The organism is Pseudomonas sp. TE3899, from assembly GCF_056279105.1.
In genome coordinates, this window is record NZ_JBWBQR010000001.1 from 28604 (window position 1) to 48992 (window position 20389).

20 protein-coding genes and 1 pseudogene are annotated in these 20389 nt (G+C 61.5%); 11 read left to right on the plus strand and 10 right to left on the minus strand.

Annotated elements, in window-relative coordinates:
* Positions 1–80 precede the first annotated feature (80 nt).
* The 3 genes from ACZ89E_RS00135 (at position 81) to ACZ89E_RS00145 (ending at position 2824) form a co-directional block, all read left to right on the plus strand.
* A complete protein-coding gene (locus ACZ89E_RS00135) occupies positions 81–683 on the plus strand; it encodes an outer membrane beta-barrel protein (RefSeq protein WP_149662089.1) in 603 nt (200 codons plus the stop codon).
* A 120-nt stretch (positions 684–803) separates the two neighbouring features.
* Positions 804–1481 (plus strand): response regulator, encoded by a 678-nt coding sequence (locus tag ACZ89E_RS00140; protein WP_033055248.1) that lies wholly within the window; start codon positions 804–806, stop codon positions 1479–1481.
* The gene (locus ACZ89E_RS00145) at positions 1478–2824 is read left to right on the plus strand and encodes an ATP-binding protein (protein WP_476254606.1); all 1347 of its coding nucleotides are present in this window, start codon (positions 1478–1480) and stop codon (positions 2822–2824) included. The genes ACZ89E_RS00140 and ACZ89E_RS00145 overlap by 4 nt, the downstream gene beginning before the upstream one ends.
* A gap of 119 nt (positions 2825–2943) precedes the next feature.
* Here ACZ89E_RS00145 and ACZ89E_RS00150 read toward each other — a convergent pair whose 3' ends face one another.
* Positions 2944–3942, minus strand: coding sequence for an AraC family transcriptional regulator (locus ACZ89E_RS00150; RefSeq protein ID WP_149662091.1), 999 nt, complete (start codon positions 3940–3942; stop codon positions 2944–2946).
* A 340-nt stretch (positions 3943–4282) separates the two neighbouring features.
* Between ACZ89E_RS00150 and ACZ89E_RS00155 the strand changes: the two genes are divergently transcribed.
* Both ACZ89E_RS00155 and ACZ89E_RS00160 read left to right on the plus strand, forming a co-directional pair.
* A complete protein-coding gene (locus tag ACZ89E_RS00155; RefSeq protein ID WP_476254607.1) occupies positions 4283–5617 on the plus strand; it encodes a dicarboxylate/amino acid:cation symporter in 1335 nt (444 codons plus the stop codon).
* A 144-nt stretch (positions 5618–5761) separates the two neighbouring features.
* A pseudogene (locus ACZ89E_RS00160) lies at positions 5762–6952 on the plus strand (CaiB/BaiF CoA transferase family protein).
* Between the two features lie 113 nt (positions 6953–7065).
* On the opposite strand, the gene ACZ89E_RS00165 reads toward ACZ89E_RS00160, so the two are convergent.
* Complete coding sequence (locus tag ACZ89E_RS00165) at positions 7066–7560, minus strand: SprT family zinc-dependent metalloprotease (RefSeq protein WP_008074985.1); 495 nt, start codon at positions 7558–7560, stop codon at positions 7066–7068.
* A 141-nt stretch (positions 7561–7701) separates the two neighbouring features.
* On the minus strand, positions 7702–8304 hold the full coding sequence (locus ACZ89E_RS00170; RefSeq protein WP_133840438.1) for a Yip1 family protein: 603 nt from the start codon (positions 8302–8304) through the stop codon (positions 7702–7704).
* 361 nt (positions 8305–8665) lie between these two features.
* Between ACZ89E_RS00170 and ttcA the strand changes: the two genes are divergently transcribed.
* The gene (gene ttcA, locus ACZ89E_RS00175) at positions 8666–9490 is read left to right on the plus strand and encodes a tRNA 2-thiocytidine(32) synthetase TtcA (RefSeq protein ID WP_463258208.1); all 825 of its coding nucleotides are present in this window, start codon (positions 8666–8668) and stop codon (positions 9488–9490) included.
* A gap of 183 nt (positions 9491–9673) precedes the next feature.
* On the plus strand, positions 9674–10348 hold the full coding sequence (locus ACZ89E_RS00180; protein ID WP_123407098.1) for a DNA-3-methyladenine glycosylase I: 675 nt from the start codon (positions 9674–9676) through the stop codon (positions 10346–10348).
* Positions 10349–10469: 121 nt separating this feature from the next.
* On the opposite strand, the gene ACZ89E_RS00185 is transcribed toward ACZ89E_RS00180, so the two are convergent.
* Genes ACZ89E_RS00185 through arsC form a run of 3 tightly spaced genes read right to left on the minus strand, consistent with a single transcriptional unit; the run spans position 10470 to position 11843 of the window.
* Positions 10470–10895 carry a DUF2069 domain-containing protein gene (locus ACZ89E_RS00185; protein WP_149662095.1) on the minus strand — a complete coding sequence of 142 codons (426 nt, stop codon included), beginning with the start codon at positions 10893–10895 and terminating at the stop codon, positions 10470–10472.
* A gap of 1 nt (position 10896) precedes the next feature.
* Positions 10897–11493: an NAD(P)H:quinone oxidoreductase gene (gene wrbA / locus ACZ89E_RS00190; protein WP_133840441.1), complete on the minus strand. Its 597-nt coding sequence runs from the start codon at positions 11491–11493 to the stop codon at positions 10897–10899.
* The gene (gene arsC, locus ACZ89E_RS00195) at positions 11490–11843 is read right to left on the minus strand and encodes an arsenate reductase (glutaredoxin) (RefSeq protein ID WP_149662096.1); all 354 of its coding nucleotides are present in this window, start codon (positions 11841–11843) and stop codon (positions 11490–11492) included. Before arsC ends, wrbA begins: the two co-directional genes overlap by 4 nt.
* A 114-nt stretch (positions 11844–11957) precedes the next feature.
* Between arsC and ACZ89E_RS00200 the strand changes: the two genes are divergently transcribed.
* Positions 11958–12425, plus strand: coding sequence for a TlpA family protein disulfide reductase (locus ACZ89E_RS00200; RefSeq protein WP_149662097.1), 468 nt, complete (start codon positions 11958–11960; stop codon positions 12423–12425).
* Positions 12426–12558: 133 nt separating this feature from the next.
* Here the strand turns inward: ACZ89E_RS00200 and ACZ89E_RS00205 are convergent, their stop codons facing one another.
* Both ACZ89E_RS00205 and ACZ89E_RS00210 read right to left on the minus strand, forming a co-directional pair.
* The gene (locus tag ACZ89E_RS00205) at positions 12559–12963 is read right to left on the minus strand and encodes an META domain-containing protein (protein ID WP_476254608.1); all 405 of its coding nucleotides are present in this window, start codon (positions 12961–12963) and stop codon (positions 12559–12561) included.
* Positions 12963–13397 carry a hypothetical protein gene (locus ACZ89E_RS00210; protein ID WP_149662099.1) on the minus strand — a complete coding sequence of 145 codons (435 nt, stop codon included), beginning with the start codon at positions 13395–13397 and terminating at the stop codon, positions 12963–12965. Before ACZ89E_RS00210 ends, ACZ89E_RS00205 begins: the two co-directional genes overlap by 1 nt.
* Before the next feature lie 134 nt (positions 13398–13531).
* On the opposite strand from ACZ89E_RS00210, the gene ACZ89E_RS00215 reads away from it, so the two are divergent.
* The gene (locus ACZ89E_RS00215) at positions 13532–13975 is read left to right on the plus strand and encodes a hypothetical protein (protein WP_463258206.1); all 444 of its coding nucleotides are present in this window, start codon (positions 13532–13534) and stop codon (positions 13973–13975) included.
* Between the two features lie 6 nt (positions 13976–13981).
* Here the strand turns inward: ACZ89E_RS00215 and ACZ89E_RS00220 are convergent, their stop codons facing one another.
* Positions 13982–14971: a 2-hydroxyacid dehydrogenase gene (locus tag ACZ89E_RS00220; protein WP_476254609.1), complete on the minus strand. Its 990-nt coding sequence runs from the start codon at positions 14969–14971 to the stop codon at positions 13982–13984.
* 63 nt (positions 14972–15034) lie between these two features.
* On the minus strand, positions 15035–17785 hold the full coding sequence (locus ACZ89E_RS00225) for a response regulator (RefSeq protein WP_476254610.1): 2751 nt from the start codon (positions 17783–17785) through the stop codon (positions 15035–15037).
* Positions 17786–18000: 215 nt separating this feature from the next.
* Here ACZ89E_RS00225 and ACZ89E_RS00230 point away from each other — a divergent pair, with 215 nt between their 5' ends.
* Together ACZ89E_RS00230 and ACZ89E_RS00235 are read left to right on the plus strand one after the other, a co-directional pair.
* Complete coding sequence (locus tag ACZ89E_RS00230; RefSeq protein WP_476254611.1) at positions 18001–18723, plus strand: response regulator transcription factor; 723 nt, start codon at positions 18001–18003, stop codon at positions 18721–18723.
* Positions 18710–20146 (plus strand): histidine kinase sensor domain-containing protein, encoded by a 1437-nt coding sequence (locus ACZ89E_RS00235; RefSeq protein WP_476254612.1) that lies wholly within the window; start codon positions 18710–18712, stop codon positions 20144–20146. The genes ACZ89E_RS00230 and ACZ89E_RS00235 overlap by 14 nt, the downstream gene beginning before the upstream one ends.
* The last annotated feature ends 243 nt before the right edge of the window (positions 20147–20389 follow it).

The window sequence follows — 20389 nt, forward strand, 5'->3', positions numbered from 1 at the left end:
GTGCGTTCAGGGGGAGTTCAGGGCCGGGTGAGTAACCTTGCCCCGTACCCAAAAAGCGATAACGCATAAGGAAATTTCCTATGACTGGATTGAAAAAACTGCTGCTGGCTTTCACTGTTTTTGGCGCCAGTGCGGCGGCCAACGCCACCGACGGCAACTTCGCCGGCCTGACCCTCGGCCAGACCAGCGATAAGGTCAATAAATCCCACGCTCTGAACGACAACCTCAACAGCCCGAACGCCGATGGCGTGATCGGCAAAGACACCACCTGGGGTGTGCGTCTGGGCCAGCAAAACAGCCAGGGCCGTTACTACGCCACGTACGACAACGTGTCGGGCTCGCACAATGGCATTAAACTGCGCCAGGAAAATCTGCTGGGCAGCTACGATCTGTTCTACCCGGTAGGCGGCAGCACCCAACTGTTTGGCGGCGCCACCGCCGGTATCACCAAGATGACCCAGGAGTCCCCGGGCTTCAGCCGCGACAGCGACATCGGCTACGCCCTCGGTGGCCAGGTCGGTGTGTTGCAGCAAGTTTCCCAGAACACCTCGGTCGAGCTGGGTTACCGTTACCTGCGCTCCAATGCCAGCACCGAAATGAGCGAACGCGGTGGTAGCAAACAAGGGTCGCTGGCCTTGAACAGCAGCGCCCAGACGTACCTGTCTGCCAACTACGCTTTCTAATAAGCGGTTCGTGACAGACCTGCGCCGGGTCACCCAAAACGGGTGATCCGGCGTTGCCATGTTGACCATTGAGGCATGTGCGCGTGCCTCTGGAGAGGTTGTTTTGCCCGGGAGAGCGTTATGAAACTGCTGGTCGTCGAAGATGAAGCGCTGTTGCGCCATCACCTGCAAACCCGCCTGACGGATAGCGGCCACGTGGTCGAGTCCGTGGCCAATGCCGAAGAGGCGTTGTACCAGACCGAACAGTTCAACCATGACCTGGCGGTGATCGACCTCGGCCTGCCGGGCATGGGCGGACTGGACCTGATCCGTCAGCTGCGTTCCCGGGGCAAGACCTTTCCGATCCTGATCCTCACCGCCCGTGGCAACTGGCAGGACAAGGTTGAAGGCCTGGCCGCCGGGGCCGACGACTACGTGGTCAAGCCGTTCCAGTTCGAAGAGCTGGACGCCCGGCTCAATGCCTTGTTGCGTCGCTCCAGCGGTTTCACCCAGTCGACCATCGTTGCCGGGCCCTTGCTGCTGGACCTCAATCGCAAGCAGGCGTCCCTCGACGAACAGCCGCTGGCGCTGACCGCTTACGAGTACCGGATCCTGGAATACCTGATGCGCCATCACCAGCAAGTGGTGGCCAAGGACCGCTTGATGGAACAGCTCTACCCGGACGACGACGAGCGCGATCCGAATGTGATCGAAGTGCTGGTTGGCCGCTTGCGCCGCAAACTCGAAGGCCCGTCCGGGTTCAAGCCGATCGATACCGTGCGTGGCCTCGGCTACCTGTTCAATGAGCGCTGCACTTGATTCGTTCCCTTCGCGTCCGCCTGATGCTCGCCGCCACACTGTTGGCGGTGTTGTTCATGCTGGCGTTGTTGCCGGCGATGCAGGGCGCGTTCAGCCTGGCGTTGCAGGATTCCATCGAGCAACGCCTGGCCTCGGACGTCACCACGTTGATCTCCGCCGCCCGGGTGGAAAACAACCGCTTGCAGATGCCGTTGCAGTTGCCCGATGAGCGTTTCAACCTCACCGACAGCCGCTTGCTCGGCTACATCTACGACCGCGAAGGGCATCTGGTCTGGCGCTCGAAGGCCACCCAGGAAGAGAACATCAACTACAAGCCGCGCTATGACGGGCGCGGCAACGAATTTGCGCGGATCCGTGAAGCCAACGGCCAGGAATTCTTCGTCTACGACGTCGAGGTCAAGTTGCTCGGCGGTAAAAGCGCGGCGTTCAGCATCGTCGCCCTGCAACCGGTGCGCGAGTACGAAGTTACCGTTGAAGGCCTGCGGGAAAACCTCTACCTCGGCTTCGGCGCCGCATTGCTGGTGCTGCTGGCGTTGCTCTGGATCGGACTGACCTGGGGCTTGCAGGCGTTGCGTCGCTTGAGCCAGGAGCTGGACGAAATCGAAAGTGGCACCCGCCAAAGCCTCAGCGAAGAACACCCCCGGGAACTGCTGCGCCTGACCGGCTCCCTCAACCGCTTGTTGCACAGTGAGCGCGAGCAACGCAGCCGTTATCGCGATTCCCTCGACGACCTGGCCCACAGCCTGAAAACCCCGTTGACCGTGTTGCAAAGCGTCAGCGAGGACATGGCCCAGCGCCCGGCGGACCGTGATCAGGCCTGGGTCCTGCAATCGCAGATTGAACGCATGAGCCAGCAGATCAGCTACCAATTGCAACGCGCCAGCCTGCGCAAAAGCGGCCTGGTGCGCCATCAAGTGCGCCTGCGCCCGGTGCTGCAAAGCCTGTGCGATACGCTGGACAAGGTTTACCGCGACAAGCGCGTGCGGGTGGCTTTCGATTTGCCGGAACAGTGTTACGTGCCGATCGAGCAGGGTGCCTTGCTGGAAATGATGGGCAACTTGCTGGAAAACGCCTACCGCCTGTGCCTCGGCGAAGTGCGCATTAGCGTGCGCGAGACGTTGAGCGGGATTGAATTGTGCGTGGAAGACGACGGACCGGGCGTACCGCCGGACCAGCGCGCGCGGATCCTGCAACGGGGCGAACGCCTGGATCGCCAGCATCCGGGGCAGGGGATCGGGTTGGCGGTGGTCAAGGACATCATCGAGAGCTACAGCGCCCAGTTGACCCTCGGGGATTCGGCGTTGGGCGGGGCGGCGTTCCGGATTCATTTCCCGGTGATGTAATGATCGTTCCCACGCGACCCGTGGGAATGCCTCAACGGACGCTCCGCATTCGGCTCTTTGGGACGCAGAGCGTCCCGGGCTGCATTCCCACGCAGAGCGTGGGAACGATCGGCGTGTGCTCAATTCTCTTGGGCGCGATAAGCCCCCGGCGTTAACCCGGTCCACTTCTTGAACGCCCGATGAAACGCCGAAGGCTCGGAAAACCCCAATTGCTCGGCAATCTGTTGCAACGACAAATCCGCCCGCCCCAGGTGATAAATCGCGATGTCCCGGCGCAGTTGATCCTTCAATTCCTGAAAACTGCTGCCCTCTTCCCGCAAGTGCCGGCGCAAGGTCTGCGGGCTGATGTGCAGGTGCGCGGCGACGGCTTCCAGGTCCGGCCAGCGTGAACTGTCGCGGCTGAGCAAGCGGCGCAACTGGCTGCTCAAACTGTCGCCGTCGTCCGGGCGCGACAGCAGGTCGGCGGGGGAGCGTTCGAGGAAATGCTTGAGGGTTCGTTCGTCCTGCAACAGCGGCATGTTCAGGTAGCGGCTGTGAAACACCAGGCTGCTTTGCTGCGTTGAGAACTCCAAATGGCAGGGAAACAGCAAATCGTATTCGGCCCCATGTTCGGGTTTCGGGTAGCTGAACGTCGCTTGCTCCAGGCGAATGCGCTGGCCAATCAGCCAACTGCCCAGGCGATGCCAGATCACCAGCAGGCTTTCCGTGAGGAAGTGGTCCGGGTCCCACACCTGCGAATCGTCGAGGCTCAGGCGGATCATGTCGTCTTCGCGGCTCAGGGTCAGGCGCGGAGCCTCCGGGAATAGGCTATAAAACAATAAGCCGCGCTGCAGTGCTTTATCGAGGTTGCGGCAGTGGATCAAGGCATGGCACATCATGGCGAAACTGCCGGGTTTGCTCGGTGCGGGCCCGAATCCCAGGTATTCGTCGTCCAGCGCCTGCCACAGGCTCTGGATAAGCCGGGTGAACTGCTCCGGCGCGAGGCGTGCCCGCGGCTCGTCGAGCAACTCGGGGCTGATCCCCAGTTGTAACAACAGGCCAGAATAATCCAGGCCGCGTCGGCGTGCACCGCCGAGGGCGGCACGGGCGAAATGACTGGCGATGGTGCGTTCGCGCATAGCAGGGCAGGTCCGTCCATTAAGCGGCCGATGGTAGCGGCAGGGCTTGCCGAGGAACAAGGCGGATATCCGCCAAATTGTAGGACGAGGTTTGTAGGAATGGCGGGAATCCGCCACATTGCTGTAACTGACTGGTGACGAAGAAAACCCGGCAGCCCTTGATGTCAAAAGGCTTGCAGGGATTTTGGCGAAGGTGGCACGGGCTTTGCGATACAACCGGCAGATGCTTGCCGTTGCGCAGCTCGACAAAACAAATCCCTCCAGTGCAGGAGGGTTCGCAAATGAAGTGTCTTGGGCAACAGATGGATGTTGTCACGGGGCACTCTTGAGGAACTTTGCAATGACGACTCGTCAGCCACTGTACAAATCCCTGTATTTCCAGGTGATCGTTGCCATCATCATCGGCATTCTGATCGGTCACTTCTATCCGCAGACCGGTGTGGCCCTCAAGCCGCTGGGTGACGGGTTCATCAAACTGATCAAAATGATCATCGCCCCGATCATCTTCTGCACCGTCGTCAGCGGTATCGCTGGCATGCAGAGCATGAAATCGGTGGGCAAGACCGGCGGCTACGCGCTGCTCTACTTCGAAATCGTTTCGACCATCGCATTGCTGGTCGGTCTGGTGGTGGTCAACATCGTCCAGCCGGGTGCCGGCATGCACATCGACGTGACCACGCTGGATGCCTCCAAAGTCGCGCAATACGTCGCCGCCGGTGCTGATCAAAGCGTCGTTGGCTTCCTGCTGAACGTGATCCCGAACACCATCTTCGGCGCCTTCGCCACCGGCGATATCCTGCAAGTGCTGATGTTCTCGGTGATCTTCGGTTTCGCCCTGCATCGCCTGGGTGCCTACGGCAAGCCGATCCTGGACTTCATCGATCGTTTTGCCCACGTGATGTTCAACATCATCAACATGATCATGAAGCTCGCGCCAGTCGGTGCCTTCGGTGCCATGGCCTTCACCATCGGTGCCTACGGTGTGGGTTCGCTGGTGCAACTGGGTCAGTTGATGGCGTGCTTCTACATCACGTGCCTGCTGTTCGTGCTGGTAGTGCTGGGCGGTATCGCTCGCGCCCACGGCTTCAGCGTGCTGAAAGTGATTCGCTACATCCGTGAAGAACTGCTGATCGTGCTGGGTACTTCTTCTTCGGAATCGGTACTGCCACGCATGCTGATCAAAATGGAGCGTCTGGGCGCGAAGAAATCTGTCGTGGGCCTGGTGATTCCGACCGGTTACTCGTTCAACCTCGACGGTACGGCGATCTACCTGACCATGGCGGCCGTGTTCATCGCTCAGGCGACCGACACCCACATGGACATCACGCACCAGATCACCCTGCTGGTGGTGTTGCTGCTGTCCTCCAAAGGCGCGGCTGGCGTGACCGGTTCGGGCTTCATCGTCCTGGCCGCCACCCTGTCGGCGGTTGGCCACTTGCCGGTTGCCGGTCTGGCGCTGATCCTCGGCATCGACCGCTTCATGTCCGAAGCCCGCGCCCTGACTAACCTGGTGGGTAACGCGGTTGCCACCCTGGTTGTGGCCAAGTGGGTCAAGGAGCTGGACACCGACGTGATGCACGCCGAGCTGGCTTCTGGCGGTCGCGGCATCTCCGACGAACGCGCAGAAGACGACCTGGGTGTGGCCGAAGGCCCAACCCCAAGCAACGTCAAGTAAGCCTCGCTGCAAGGAAAAACCCGCTTCGGCGGGTTTTTTCATGCCCGGGGTTTGAGCGTAACCGTCACCGTTGCTGGCACATCGGGTGATTGCCGCAATGGCTTTGGCTGCCTAGTCTGGAGGCATCGCTCAAGGAGATCACCCATGCTCGGTCCATTGGCATCACTCAAGGTTCTGGATTTCTCGACACTGCTGCCGGGGCCGTTCGCCTCGTTGTTGCTGGCGGACATGGGCGCCGAGGTGCTGCGCATCGAATCGCCGACCCGCCTGGACCTGCTGCGGGGTGCTGCCGCCCCACGATCAGGGCGTCTCCGCCAGCCATGCTTATCTGAACCGCAACAAGCGCAGCCTGGCCCTGGACCTCAAGCAGCCCGAGGCGCTGGAGGTGATCAAGCAGTTGCTGGCGGTTTACGACATCGTGCTGGAACAGTTTCGTCCCGGCGTGATGGAGCGCCTGGGTCTGGGCTATGAAGCCTTGAAGGCGATCAATCCGAAGCTGATTTACGTCTCGATCACCGGCTACGGCCAGACCGGCCCCTACAAGGATCGCGCCGGGCACGACATCAACTACCTGGCGCTGGCGGGGCTGGCGAGCTACACCGGCCGCGCCGACAGCGGCCCGCTACCGTTGGGGATTCAGGCGGCAGACATTGCCGGTGGCTCGCTGCATGGGGTGATCGGCTTGCTGGCGGCGGTGATCGCCCGGCAGACGACAGGGCTGGGCCAGCATCTGGACGTGAGCATGACCGACTGCGCCTTCAGCCTGCACGCCATGGCCGGCGCTTCGGCGCTGGCTATCTGGCTTGCGGCGTGGAGCCGGGGCGCGAAGAGCAGATGCTCAATGGTGGCAGTTTCTACGACTATTACCGCTCCCGCGACGGCCGCTGGTTATCGGTGGGCAGCCTGGAGCCGCCCTTCATGCAGCAACTGTGCGCGGCACTGGGCCGGCCGGAACTGGCGGCCCAGGGTTTGTCGCCCCAGCCCGAGCAGCAACAGGCGCTCAAAAACGAGTTGAAGATGGAATTCGAGAAGCATGACTTTGCCGAGTTGTGCGCGCTGTTCGCCGGGGTCGATGCGTGTGTCGAACCGGTATTGAGCGTGGCCGAGGCGGTACGGCATCCGCAGTTGCAGGCGCGGGGTGTGGTGACTGAGGTGCCTCGGGGGGATGGATCGACTCAGGCACAGATGGCCTGTCCGTTGAAGTTTTCCGAGGGGTTGCCTGAACCACGGCATATCGGTGCGGCGGTGGGGGCGCATACGGATCAGGTGTTGGGGGAATTGGGGTTTAGCGCGCAGCGGATCGAGCAATTGCGCGCGGCGAAAGTCGTGAGCTGATTGATCGTTCCCACGCTCCGCGTGGGAATGCATCCCGTGACGCTCCGCGTCACAGTGGACGCAGAGCGTCCATGGCGGCATTCCAACGCGGGAGCGTGGGAACGATCATGCGGTTACTCGACCCGCATCTCCCCACTGAACACCAACGTACTGCGGCATCGCCGGCACAAATACCGTCGCCCCTGCCGCACCAAACCATGGCGCTGCGCCGAAAACGGGAAATCGCTGTCGGGGCATGGGCATTTGTAGATGTAGCGGGTCACGCTGCGGCGTTTGACGTCGTAGGTGTGGCAGCGGTTGGGCGGCAGTTCGTACACGCCGCGCATGATCAGTTGCCATTCTTCGCCGTGGGGCTGGATGCGGTCGCCGAACAGTTGATGGGCGATCAGGTGCGCGACTTCGTGGGCGACGGTCTGCTTGAGGAAGTCTTCGGTGTTTTCCCGGTACAGCTGCGGGTTGAAGCGCAGCAGGTTCTCGTGCAGGTGCGCGACACCGGCTTTTTGCCCGCGCAGCTTGAGGCTCACCACGGGGCGTTTGAAAGGTCGTTTGAAAAAGGATTCGGCTTGTTGGAAACAGTCTTCGACGCGGGTATTGAGTTGCTCGGGCATGCTTGATGGATCTCCAGAGACGTCGAGTATGCCGCAACCCTCGGGACTTGCGAATCAGTGAGGCGCCGAATGGTCGTGCCCCGCTCATTAGAAGGCCGCCTTGCGGCGGCCTGTATTGGCAGATCGTTTTATAGGCAAAAGCTAGTTCGTATAGACCGGCCCCACGCCGAGTCCCCAGACAATAACGGTAAACGCCATGATGGCCACCAGCACCACCAGGCCGACAGCCAGCACCGAGCTTGAAAACAGGAATCCCTCGTCCGATGGAATGTTCATAAAGGTCGGCAAACCCACGTACAGCAGGTACACCGTGTAGCAGATGGCGGCCGTGCCCACGACCATCCCCAGCCACATGTGTGGATACAGCGCCGCCAACCCGCCCACGAACAGCGGTGTCGCGGTGTAAGTGGCAAACGCAACGCAACGGGCCAGGCTCGGGTTGGCGTCGTAGGTCCGGGCCATCCAGTGCACGAACGCGCCCATGACCGCCACGCCGCCGAGCATCGCCACGTACGACATGATCGTCATCCATAGCGCACTTTCTGTCGTGAGCATCACCGGTGCCCGGCTACCGATGACCCAGCCAACTTGTGTAGTGCCGATAAAAGCCGACACGGCGGGGATCGCCGCGAGAATCAGCGTGTGAGTGAGGTACATGTGGCTGATGCTTTCCTCTTGGTCGCCACGAATTTCTTTCCATTCCTGGTCGGGGTGGGTGAAGAGCCCCACTACGTGATGGATCATGCCAGTCACTCCTCTTGTTATTGCCATCGCCCCCCAGCGGAGCGCCTACGGGCCAAAGTGGCCAAGTAAGTAAAGGTCTGAATATGTGTGCGACCTTATGTCGCAGTATAGAAAGGAGTTACCGGCGCAGGTTGCAGGGCGTTAGAGCAAATCGCGCTGTAAACCCCGGGGTTAATCGCGGTTACGACTTGTAGGAACTGCCGCAGGCTGCGATCTTTTGATCTTGTTCTTCGGTCAACACTGAAATGGCCAAAGATCAAAAGATCGCAGCCTTCGGCAACGCCTACAGGGGCGATCTTTTGATCTATCGGCGATTTGCGTAAAATGCCGGCCTTTCGTCACACCTCACGGATTTCGCGTCATGGGCACTCTTACGGTCAACCAGAACAAACTGCAAAAGCGCCTTCGCCGCCAGGCCGGTGAGGCTGTTGCCGATTTCAACATGATTGAAGACGGCGACAAGGTCATGGTCTGCCTGTCCGGTGGCAAGGACAGTTACACCCTGCTCGACGTGCTGATGCACTTTCAGAAGGTCGCCCCGATCCGGTTCGAGATCGTGGCCGTGAACATGGACCAGAAGCAGCCCGGTTTCCCCGAGCACGTACTGCCGGCGTATTTGAAAGCGTTGGGCGTCGAGTACCACATCGTCGAGAAAGACACCTATTCAGTGGTCAAGGAACTGATCCCGGAAGGCAAAACCACGTGCTCGCTGTGCTCGCGTCTGCGTCGCGGCACGCTGTACACCTTCGCCGACGAAATCGGCGCCACGAAGATGGCCCTCGGTCACCACCGCGATGACATCGTCGAAACGTTCTTCCTCAACATGTTCTTTAACGGCTCGCTCAAGGCCATGCCGCCGAAGCTGCGGTCTGACGACGGGCGCAACGTGGTGATCCGTCCGCTGGCCTACTGCAACGAAAAAGACATCCAGGCCTATGCGGATTTCAAGCAATTCCCGATCATCCCGTGCAACCTCTGCGGCTCCCAGGAAAACCTGCAACGCCAGGTGGTCAAGGACATGTTGCAAGAGTGGGAGCGCAAGACCCCGGGCCGCACCGAAAGCATTTTCCGCAGCCTGCAAAATGTGCAGCCGTCGCAACTGGCGGACCGCAACCTGTTCGACTTCACCAACCTGCGCATCGACGAAACCGCCGCCTCGCGGTTCGTCAACGTAGTCAACCTCTAAACAACATTGTTCGGGAGCGGGCCCTGTGGCGAGGGGGCTTGCCCCCGTTGGGCTGCGAAGCGGCCCCAAAATCGTCGGCATGCTGGAGATTTTGTGAGTGCTACGCACTCAAACGGGGGCAAGCCCCCTCGCCACAGCTCGCGCGCCCCCACAGGTTTTTCGTTTCAATCCTCAGGAGAGGGCATGCGCGATTACAAGTGGCTGCACGAGTACTGTCTGAACCGTTTCGGTTCGGCGGCTGAACTGGAAGCCCATCTGCCGGTTCCCAAGACCCCGGCGCAATTGCGCAAGATCAGCGACGACCGTTATCTCTCGACCATGGCCCTGCGGGTCTTTCGCGCCGGGCTCAAGCACAGCCTGGTGGACGCCAAGTGGCCGGCCTTCGAGGAAGTGTTCTTCAAGTTCGACCCGGAAAAAGTCGTGCTGATGAGCGCCGAACACCTGGAGCGCCTGATGCAGGACGCGCGGATCATCCGCCACCTGGGCAAACTCAAGAGCGTGCCGCGCAATGCGCAATTCATCCTCGACGTGGCCCATGAAAAGGGCAGCTTCGGTGAGCTGATCGCCGAGTGGCCGGTGACCGATATCGTCGGCTTGTGGACCTTCCTGAAAAAGCGCGGTCATCAACTGGGCGGGCTGTCGGCGCCGCGCTTCCTGCGCATGGTCGGCAAGGATACGTTTGTGCCCAGCTATGACGTGGTCGCGGGGTTGAATGCGCAGAAGATCGTCGACAAGGTGCCGACCAGCCAGCGGGACCTGGCGTTGGTGCAGGACGTGTTCAACCAGTGGCATGAACAAAGTGGCGGGCGGGCGATGAGCCAGATTTCGATGATGTTGGCGTACACCGTGAATCATTGACGCTAACGATCGTTCCCACGCTCCGCGTGGGAATGCCGCCCGGGACGCTCTGCGTCCCTGTGACGCGGAGCGTCATTTGATGCATTCCCACGCAGAGCGTGGGAACGATCACTGTAGGCAGTCAGGCAACCGAAATCTCGCCTTCCCCCGCCAACTTGCGATTCAACTGAAACCGCCACCGCACATACAACAACGCCGAGCAAAACACCGCCAGGCTCGCGCCCATTTCCAGCAACCCGAACAGTTGGCGGTTGGGGTCATACGCGGCCAATGCGCCCTTGATGAAATACAAATTCACCACAAAACACATCCACGAATGCCCGCGGGCGCTGCCGACAATCATCCCCGGCGCCAGCAACAGCAGCGGCACCAGTTCGATCAGCAGAATCACCCACGGCCGCGCGCCATGCAGATCGGCGATCAGCAGGTAGTAAGCGCAGAGCAACCCCACCAGGCCGAAATAACACAGCAGGCTGACCGCGCGCATCGCCCGGACTCGCGGTTCGAGCCATGCGATCGAGGGCAGTATCTTCGGCTTCTTGGCCATGTCAGCCCTCCAGTTTCTGCGCGGTCTTGCCCAGGCGCAGGCCCAGGGCTCGGCACAGCGCGACTTCATGCTCATTCAAACCCTGTTTACCGTCGGCCCCGGCGTGATGGCTGGCGCCGTAGGGCGTGCCGCCGCCACGGGTTTCCAGCAGCGCCGATTCGCTGTAGGGCAGGCCGGTGATCAGCATGCCGTGGTGCAGCAACGGCAACATCATCGACAACAGTGTGGTTTCCTGGCCGCCATGCAGGCTTGCGGTGGACGTGAACACACCCGCCGGTTTGCCGACGAGGGCGCCGGTCAGCCACAGGTTACTGGTGCCGTCGAGGAAGTACTTGAGCGGCGCCGCCATGTTGCCGAAGCGAGTCGGGCTGCCAAGGGCCAGGCCGGCGCAGTTCTTCAGGTCGTCGAGGCTGGCGTACAGCGCGCCTTCGTCCGGAATGTCCGGCGACACCGCTTCGCACTCGGTGGAAATCGGCGGCACGGTGCGCAAGCGCGCTTCCATGCCCGACTGCTCGACGCCACGGGCAATCTGCCGGGCCATTTCATTGGTTGAGCCGCTGCGGCTGTAATACAGGACCAGAATGTACGGCGCGCTCACGGCAACAGCTCCAGGATTTGCTCCGGCGGACGGCCGATGACCGCTTTGTCGCCGACCTCCAGGATCGGTCGTTCCATGAGTTTCGGGTGCGCGGCGATGGCGGCGATCAATTGCGCCTCGCTCAGGCTGGCGTCGGCCAGGTTGAGGGTCTTGTACTCGTCCTCGCCGGTGCGCAGCAGTTGCCGGGCGGTGATGCCGAGTTTTTTCAGCAGGCCCGTGAGTTGCGCGGCGTCCAGCGGGGTTTCGAGGTAGCGCACCACGGTCGGGGCCAGGCCACGGGCCTCAAGGAGTTCGAGCGCACCGCGGGATTTCGAGCAGCGCGGGTTGTGATAAAGCGTCAGATCGGTCATGTGCGGGTCGCATCTTGCGTAAGGTGGCGGCTATTCTAACTGTGCAGCGCGCAATCCAGAACCTCGAGAGGCGATGGGTCGCAGGTGCATTCAATTTTGAACAAGGATCACGACATGACTAGGCGATTGGCAGCGGCATTGGCGATCATCGGGGCGCTGATGCTGGGGGGCTGCGGTAACGACTATGGCATTGACCAGGACGGTCACAAAGTCGCGGCGGGGCGCCTCGATAAACAATGGCTGGTGCTCAATTACTGGGCGGAGTGGTGCGGCCCGTGCCGAACCGAGATTCCACAGTTGAATGCCTTGGCCGAGGAACTCAAGGGCAAGAAGATCGGTGTGTTCGGGGTCAACTTCGACAATGTGCAGGGCGAAGAGCTGAAAAGCGCCAGTGAAAAACTGGGGATCAAGTTCACCGTGCTGGCCCAGGACCCGGCGGAGCTTTTCGATTTGCCACGCAGTGAAGCGTTACCGGTGACGTACATCATCGATAACAAGGGCAAGGTGCGGGAGCAGTTGATGGGTGAACAGACGGCGGCGGGGGTGATGGCGAAGCTGGAGGCGTTGAAGGCGCAGAACTGAGTCAGTGTCAGATCGTTCCCGCGCTCTGCGTGGGAATGCATCAAGTGACGCTCTGCGTCACAGGGACGCGGAGCGTCCCGGGCGGCATTCCCACGCAGAGCGTGGGAACGATCATCAGCGATCGCGGAGGAGATCAACCCTCTTCAAGCCACCAACGCAACGGCTTGCCCTCGGCCGGCCAGAAACGCATCTGGTCGATCGGGGAAATGTCCCAGCGCTGCACATTTTCCAGCGCCTGCAGGAAACGCTGTTCCTGCTCCATCAACGCCGGCGCACAGAGTTTGCGGGTGCTGCCGACTTTGCCAAAGCTCAGCTTGTCGCCGTCCAGGGTGTACGGCGCGAACCAATGGTTGCAGCCGCCGTTGCCGTAGGCCCGACCGTCGTCACCCAGGGTGATGGTCAGGTGGCTGTAATCCATCAGCGGACGTTCGCCGATCCATTCCAGAATGTAGCTGCGGTTCTGTTGCAGTTGAACCGGTTCGGCGGCGCAGCCCATCAGACTGGCGCCCACCACGGTCGCCAGGGCAAGGTGTTTCATCACGCAGGCTCCTGGCATGTCGGGCACAGGTGTTTCTCGCCGGCGGTGGTCCAACCCAACTCGGCAATCCGCGCGGTGGCGGCAGGCTTTTCGGCCTTGTTGCCCAGCTTGGCGTCGACCGCGAACTCGAAGCTCAGTTCTTTGGCGCAGCTGTCGCAGTTGACCTTCCAGGTATGGATCGCCAGTTCACCGAACACCGGACCACTGGCCACCGCGACCCATTGGCCGGGCGGGTTGATCAGGTGGCGAACGGTTTCGACGGTCAGGCGCATGGACAAGTCCTTGGCACCTTTGAGGGTGACCACCAGCACGTCATTATTGCGAATCGAGCCGCCATTGCCGGTGACTTGATAACGCCCCGGCACCAGGGCGCGGCATTCGGTCAGGGTGTGCTGCGGGTTCATCAGGGTGTAGCGGAAATCGTGTTCGACCATGGGTCCTCCAAATATGCGCGGTATGCTAGCACGGGCATCAGCGCAGCATGGCGCGGGCATGTGACCTTCGATCAGGTTCAAATCCTCCCTGCACTCATGGCACACTGCCGCTTTTACACCCCTAAGGAATGGAAATGGCCTGGATCGAATGTTTTGAATGCAAAAAGAGCATCAGCTCTACGGCACACACCTGCATTCATTGCGGCGCACCTTTAGCGGCGGAGCCAGCGACGACCTCCAGGGCTACACCGATCTCCTTCGGTCAGTTGCCGCGAGATGCGCACGTCCCCGAGGTCTCGTTTGCCCCTGCCGAACCGGCACCGAAGGTCGAGCCAACGCCCGAAATTCCACCCGCGCCGGTTTCGCGGCACCGTCGCCGGGGCGTTGTTGCAGCCAATACGCCGCCCGCCGCCACGTGGCCACGTCCGGTGGAAGGTTGGCTGAAAGTCATGGTGTTTTTGTTACCACCGTTTTTTGTCTGGTTTTTGCTGCGTCCCGGGCATTCCCTGCAACAGCGCCTGATCGGCTTCGGCTGGCTGGGGCTGATGATCCTGGCGTCTTCGATCACCAAGCCCTGATCCCGATCAGCCTTCGACCTGATTCTGCGGCACGCCGGCGGCCCAGGCCGCGATGTTGTGCAAGGTGGTCGCGGCAATCGCGCCGAGGGCTTCGCGGGTCAGGAAGGCCTGGTGCGCGGTGATGATGACGTTCGGGAAGGTCAGCAGCCGCGCCAGCACATCGTCTTGCAGCGGCAAGTCCGAGCGATCCTCGAAAAACAATTGCGCCTCTTCTTCATACACGTCCAGCCCCAGATAGCCCAGTTGCCCGTCCTTCAAGGCGTCGATCAGCGCCGGCGTGTCCACCAGGCCGCCGCGCCCGGTGTTGATCAGCATCGCCCCCGGTTGCATGTGCGCCAGTGACTCGCGGTTGATCAAGTATTTGCTCTGCTCATTGAGCGGGCAGTGCAGGCTGATGATCTGCGACTCGGCCAACAGCTGCGGCAAACTCAAGTAGCGCGCGCCGAGGGCTTCGACCTGGGGATTGGGGTAGGGATCGTAGGCGAGCAACTGGCAGCCAAAACCGTGCATGATCTTGGCGAAGGTCGCACCGATCTGCCCAGTGCCGACCACGCCGACGGTCTTGCCCACCAGGTCGAAACCGGTCAGCCCGTGCAGGCTGAAGTCGCCTTCGCGTGTTCGATTGTAGGCGCGGTGCAGGCGCCGGTTGAGCGCGAGGATCAACGCCACCGCGTGCTCGGCAATGGCGTGGGGCGAGTAGGACGGCACGCGCACGATGGCCAGGTTCAGGCGTTTCGCCGCGACCAGGTCGACATGGTTGTAACCGGCCGAACGCAGGGCGATCAACCGGGTGCCGCCAGCGGCCAGGTGTTCGAGCACCGGGGCGCTGAGGTCATCGTTGATAAAGGCGCACACCACGTCGTGCTGCTCGGCGAGCGCCACGGTGTCGAGGCTCAGGCGCGCCGCTTGAAACTGCAACTCGATGCCGGCGGGCAAGTCTGCCGCGAGAAAGCTGTCGCGGTCGTAGGTCTGGCTGCTGAACAGAATCGTGCGCATCGTGCTCTCCTGGGTCATGTCGCTGACCTTAACCCGTTCTCCGTCCGTGTCCTTTGCGCTGGATCAGGCGCTGATGCGCGCCTGCGTCGCCAGGCGATTGATCGAGCGTTCCAGTTCTTCGAGTGCCGCCGTCGCTTTCGGGTCTTGCTGTTTGAGCAGGGTTTCACTGCGTTGGCAGGCGGCGCGCAGTTGCGGCACGCCGCAGTAACGCGTGGCCCCGTGCAGGCGATGGACCCGTTCGATCAAGGCATTCTGGTCGTTGGCTTCGCGGGCGACGCGAATCGCCTCGCGATCGGCTTCCAGCGAGGCCAGCAGCATCGCCAGCATGTCCGCCGCCAGATCGGCTTTGCCGGCGGCCAGGCGCAGGCCTTCTTCGTGATCGAGCACCAGCAATTCACCGCCGCCATGGCTGTCGCTGGAACGTTCCGGCACCAGATTGCGCAGGGCCAGGCCGGTCCACTTCAGCACCACCTGGGCCAGTTGCCGTTCGCTGATCGGTTTGGTCAGGTAATCGTCCATGCCGCTTTGCAACAAGGCGCGTTTTTCGTTAGCCATGGCGTGGGCGGTGAGGGCCACGATCGGCAGCGGCGTGCAATGCCGCTCGCTTTCCCACTGACGAATCGCTTCGGTGCTCTGGCGTCCGTCCATGCCGGGCATCTGCACGTCCATCAACACCAGGTCGAAGGTTTCGTTCTGCACCGCTTTGACCGCGGCGTAACCGCTTTCCACGGCGAGCACCTTGGCGCCCATGTCTTCGAGCAGGGTTTGTACCAGCAGCAGGTTGGCCGGGTTGTCGTCCACGCAAAGGACTTTCGGCGCACGGCTCGACACCGGTTCGCCGGGCTCGCTGCGTTGTTGGCGCGGGTTGACCAGATCCGACAGGGCCCGGCGCAACTTGCGCGTGCACGCCGGTTTGGACTGGAGCTGACTGTGGGGATTGGGCACCGAGAGGTGGAACAGGGTCTGCTCGGTGGTCGGGCACAACACCAGGACCTTGCAGCCCAGGTGTTCAAGGTCCCAGATGTGTTGGTTAAGACGCTCTGGCGGCATGTCATTACTGGTGATGCCGAGCACCGCCAGCTCAATCGCCTGGTCGGTCTGATGGGCGCCGGTGACGCCATTGGTCAAACTTTCCAGGGTATTGAACGGCGTGACTTCGAGGCCGCAGTCTTCCAGTTGATGTTGCAACGCCTGACGGGCCAGTTCGTGGTTTTCCAGCACTGCCACCCGACGCCCGAGCAACGGCGGGCCGGGCAGGTCCTCGGCGTCGTCGCGGGTTTTTGGCAGGCTCAGGCTGATCCAGAATTCCGAGCCTTCCCCCGGCGTACTGTCGACGCCAATCTCGCCGCCCATCTGCTCGATCAGGCGCTTGGAAATCACCAGCCCCAGACCGGTGCCGCCGGGCTGGCGCGACAGCGAGTTATCCGCCTGGCTGAACGCCTGGAACAGGGCGCGCACGTCCTGGTTCGACAGGCCGATGCCGGTGTCCTGAATGCTGATGCGCAGTTGCACGCTGTCTTCGTGTTCCTCCTCAAGCATGGCCCGGGCGACGATGGTGCCTTCGCGGGTGAACTTGATCGCGTTGCTGACCAGGTTGGTCAGGATCTGTTTCAGGCGCAACGGATCGCCGACCAGCGACAACGGCGTGTCGCGGTACACCAAGCTCACCAGTTCCAGCTGTTTGGCGTGGGCGGCGGGGGCGAGGATGGTCAGGGTGTCTTGCAGCAGGTCGCGCAGGTTGAACGGAATGTTGTCCAGCACCAGTTTGCCGGCCTCGATTTTCGAGAAGTCGAGGATCTCGTTGATGATCCCCAGCAGGCTGTCGGCGGATTTTTCGATGGTGCCCAGGTAGTCGAGCTGGCGCGGGGTCAGTTCGCTTTTTTGCAGCAGGTGGGTGAAGCCGAGAATGCCGTTGAGCGGCGTGCGGATTTCATGGCTCATGTTGGCCAGGAATTCGGATTTGATCCGGCTCGCTTCCAGGGCTTCCTTGCGCGCCAGGTCCAGTTCGATGTTCTGGATCTCGATGGTTTCCAGGTTCTGGCGCACGTCTTCGGTGGCTTGGTCGACGCTGTGCTGCAATTCTTCCTGGGCGTTTTGCAGGGTGCCGGCCATGCGGTTGATGCCCGACGCCAGTTCATCCAGTTCCTGGCTGCCAAGCGGTGGCAAGCGGGTTTCCAGATGACCGTCCTTGAGTTGCGCCACCGCCAGTTTGATCTGGCTGATCGGCCGGTTGATCGTGCGGCCCATGCGCAACGCCAGCAGCGCCGCGCCGGCCAGACCGGCACCAATCAGCAGCAGGCTGGCGAACAGGCTGCGGTAACCGCGCAGCAGCATGCCGTTGTGGGACAGTTCGAGTTCGACCCAGCCGAGCAGGCGGTCGGCTTCGTCGGGGATCAGGTCGCCGGCCAGGTTGCGATGCTTGCCGAACACCGGCAGCAAGTAGCGGGTCGCGTCATTGCCGCTGCGGCGCAGCATCTGCGAGCTGTTGCCGATCGGTGCCGCGTTGAGCATGGTCGGGCCGGCGTGGGCCAGCGGTGTGCGGTCGGGGGCGAGGAAGGTCACGGCGCGCACGTCGGTCTGTTCCAGGGATTGGGTGGCGATCCGTTCCAGCAGGTCGGTGTTCTTGTGGCCCATGGCCGGGGCGACCAGCGGCGCAAGTTGTTCGGCGATCATCTCGCCGCGCTGCATGAGTTGGGCTTGCAGGTCCGCTTGCTGCATCCAGGTGAAATAGCCGCCCAGCACCAACGCCATCAGGCTGGTGGGCAGCAAGGTCAGCAACAGCACGCGGCCTTTAATTCCCAGTTTCTTAAGCACGCATTTCTCCTGCATCCCGCTATTTATTGGACCCGCGCGTGCATCCGGCACGCACCACCTGCGCAGTGTAGCGATTTGCTGGCGGGCAATCTTCGTAAAATTGATGTCGTCATCCGTCGGCTGGAGCGGCGCTTTTGCCGCCTGGGCAAACCTTGGGTTGCCCCTGGCGAGGCAATCTTGAATAATCGCCAACTGAGAATTATTTGCAGATAGTCATGACTCCCATCACTGCTGGCCATCCTCGTATCCTGTCTATAGAAGACGACCTCGTGCTCGGCGCTTATGTCCACGAACACCTGGGGCGTTGCGGTTTTCAGGTGACCTGGTGCCAGAACGGCCAGGAAGGCCTGGCCATCGCCCGGGGGCAACCGTTCGATGTGGTGCTGATGGACATTCTGCTGCCGGGGCTGGACGGGTTGAACGTGCTGACCCAATTGCGCCAGAGCCACTCCACCCCGGTGGTGCTGATGTCGGCACTGGGCGCCGAGGCCGATCGCATCAGTGGTTTTCGCCTGGGCGCCGACGACTACCTGCCCAAACCCTTCAGCATGGCCGAGTTGCGGGTGCGCATCGAAGCCATCCTGCGCCGGGTGGCACTCGACCGTCGGCCTGAGCCCTTCGCGGTGGTCAATCCGGTTCATAGCCTGTTGTTTGACGAGGACCGGTGCGAAGTCTTCTATCGTGAACACGCCGCCGGCCTGACCCGTAGCGAATATCGGCTGCTGGAAATCCTCAATCGCAACAATGACGAAGTACTGAGCAAGGCCTTCCTGTATCAGCAGGTGCTGCAACGGGGCTACGCGGCCCACGACCGCAGCCTCGACATGCACATCAGCCAGATCCGGCGCAAGCTCAAGGCCATCGGCTATACCGAGCGGGAAGTGCGCACGGTCTGGGGCAAGGGTTACGTGCTGAGTGCCGTCGATGAAATGGTCTGACCTGCCGGGCCGGCACTCGCTGTTCTGGAAACTGGCGTGTTTGTTGGTGGCGTTTTGTCTGTTGATGATCTGGTTGAGCTGGTCCTGGGGTCGCTACATGGAGGAGCGCAACCAGTTCCTGTCCGATGACGCCCGCGGCGCGCTGACCCGCTACGCCGCCGAAGCCGAGCAGGCGTGGCAGCAGCGCCAGCGGGCGGGCATCGATGCATGGCTACAAGGCATGCAACAGCGTGAAGCGGGCTGGGTTGGCGTCGTGGGTGGTGATTTGCAGTCGCTGAGCAGCCGACCGCTGACGGACAAGGAGATCGAGCGGCTGACTTTTCTGCGCGGCCTGGACTGGCCCATCCACAAGAAAAACCTGCCGTGGCTGCGTTTGCCGTTTCCCGGCGACCCCCACGTTGGCAATTTGGTAATCGAACTGCCACCGCGTTTCATGCCCGGACAGTACCGGGTGTTCTGGCGGGTGATTACCAACGGGGTCATTCCCGGATTGTTCACTTTGCTGCTGTGCGTCGGCTTGTATCGATTGTTGGTAGTGCCGTTGAACAGCCTGCGCGAGCAGGCCAACGCCTGGCGTGCCGACCAATTGAACGTGCGCCTGTCGAGCCACACCACCAATCGCTCGGATGAGCTGGGTGAACTGGGCCGCGCCTTCGACCACATGGCCGAGCGCCTGCAAAGCACCGTCGCCCTGCAACAACAACTGCTGCGCGACCTGTCCCACGAACTGCGCACCCCCCTGAGTCGTCTGCGAGTGGCCAGCGAAAGCGAGCAGGGCTTGGTGCAACTGCGCGAACGTATCGGCCGCGAAGTCGATGGCATGCAGCGCCTGGTGGACGACACCCTGCAACTGGCCTGGCTCGACACCGAACGCACACGGTTGCCCGACGAATCGATCCAGATCCAGGCGCTGTGGGACATGCTCACGGAAAACGCCTGCTATGAAAGTGGCTGGCCAGCGAGTCGGCTGCACTGCGCAGTGGATTCGTCCTGCTGGGTGCGCGGTCATCTGAATACCTTGGCCCAAGCCCTGGAAAACATCCTGCGCAACGCCATTCGGCATTCCCCCAACGGCGGCGTGGTCAGCCTCGGTGGACAGCGTGATGGCGACTTCTGGCATTTGTGGCTGGAGGATCAGGGTGGCGGGGTGGCCGAAGACGATCTGGAGCGGATCTTCTCGCCCTTTATTCGCCTCGACGGTTCGCGGCCGGGGGATGGCGGGTTCGGGTTGGGGTTGAGCATTGCCAGGAATGCGGTGCAGCGTCAGGGGGGGACGCTTTGGGCGCAGAACACGGAGACCGGGTTGCGGTTGAATATGCGGTTATTGGCTGATAGCGGTGTCGCCAGCGAAGAGACGTTACTAGCCATCACTGTCTCCCAAGCTGAAGAAAAAGTCGCACCACTGGCGCGACAATTTTCCTAGCCTTCATGGACCGTAAGCTCAAAGTCGCACCGTTCCAGCTCAATATTTACCAACCGACAAAAGTGTCAGCAGTGCTGACACAAATCTCTCATTTACCCTGATTGCAAAAGCAACCTGGGTGAAGCCGTTGAGCTGTGCGTCAGCCCCTTATTCCCATAAGCCATAAGCACCACACTTTGCGTGATATGGCCTGCGAACGTTTGCCGGTATGATAGGCGCCCCCGCAGTCTGGATTGCGAATAC